The sequence below is a fragment of the Streptomyces sp. NPDC002669 genome (assembly GCF_042889165.1).
Classification (GTDB): Bacteria; Actinomycetota; Actinomycetes; order Streptomycetales; family Streptomycetaceae; genus Streptomyces.
In genome coordinates, this window is the sequence record NZ_JBIAQQ010000085.1 from 1 (window position 1) to 1,224 (window position 1,224).

1 protein-coding gene is annotated in these 1,224 nt (G+C 72.8%); it reads right to left on the minus strand.

Annotation, left to right across the window (positions count from 1 at the left end):
- On the minus strand, positions 1-1,224 hold a 1,224-nt coding region (locus ACFYW1_RS39035; protein WP_389004599.1), incomplete at both ends, for an acyltransferase domain-containing protein.

A 1,224-nucleotide genomic window follows, 5' to 3' on the forward strand; every position in this document is an offset into this window, starting at 1 on the left:
CTCGGGGGCGGCGATGGCGGCCATGGCACCGCCGGGCCGGGCGGCCTGCATGAGCCGGCCCCGTGCGGTCACCAGGGTGCAGGCGTCCTCCAGGGAGAACACCCCCGCCGCCCAGGCGGCGGTGATCTCGCCGACCGAGTGCCCCATCACCGCGTCCGGGCGCACCCCCAGCCAGGAGACCAGGGCGAACAGCGCCGACTCCACCGCGAACAGGCCGGCCTGGGTGAACACCGTCTCGTCCAGCAGCCGCCCAATCTCGCTGCCCGGCTCGGCGAAGACGACCTCCCGCAACGACCCGACCGAGCCCACACGAAGCTCCCGGGCCAGTTCCCGGTCCAGGAAGACACACGCCGCGTCGAACGCCTGCGCAAACACCGGATACGTCTCATACAACCCGCGTCCCATGCCGGTGCGCTGGCTGCCCTGGCCGGAGAAGAGCAGGGCCAGGCTGTTGTTCTCCGGGGCCCGGCCCCGGACCACGTCCGCGGCAGGCTGGTCCTGGGCCAGGGCCCGCAAACCGGTCAGCAGTTCCTCGCGGTCACCGCCCAGGACCACGGCCCGGTGCTCGAAGAGCGTGCGTGCCGTGGCCAGCGAGAACCCCACATCCATGGGGTCGGTGTCCGGCCGCCCCTGCACGTATCCGGCGAGGTTCGCCGCCTGCTCGCGCAGGGCCTCCGGGGTCCTGGCGGACAGCACCCACGGCACCACCCCCGGGCCAGGGGCCGTGTCCGGGGTTGAGGCGGGCTCGGTGTCGGGTTCGGTGTCGGGTTCGGGGGTGGGGGTGGGGGTTTGTTCGAGGATGACGTGGGCGTTGGTGCCGGAGATGCCGAAGGAGGAGACCGCGGCGCGGCGGGGGCGGTCGGTGCGGGGCCAGGGCTGTGGTTCGGTGAGGAGCCTGACCGCTCCGTGGGTCCAGTCGACGTGGGGGGTGGGTTCGTCGATGTGGAGGGTTTTGGGCAGGGTGCCGTGGCGCATGGCCATGACCATCTTGATGATGCTGGCGACGCCGGCGGCGGCCTGGGTGTGGCCGATGTTCGACTTCAGGGAGCCCAGCCACAGGGGGTTGTCCTGGTGGTGGGCCTGGCCGTAGGTGGCCAGCAGGGCCTGGGCCTCGATCGGGTCACCGAGCCGGGTACCGGTGCCGTGCGCGTCGACCGCGTCGACCTCGGCCGCCGAGACCTGCGCGTTCGCCAGCGCCTGCCGGATCACCCGCTGCTGCGACGG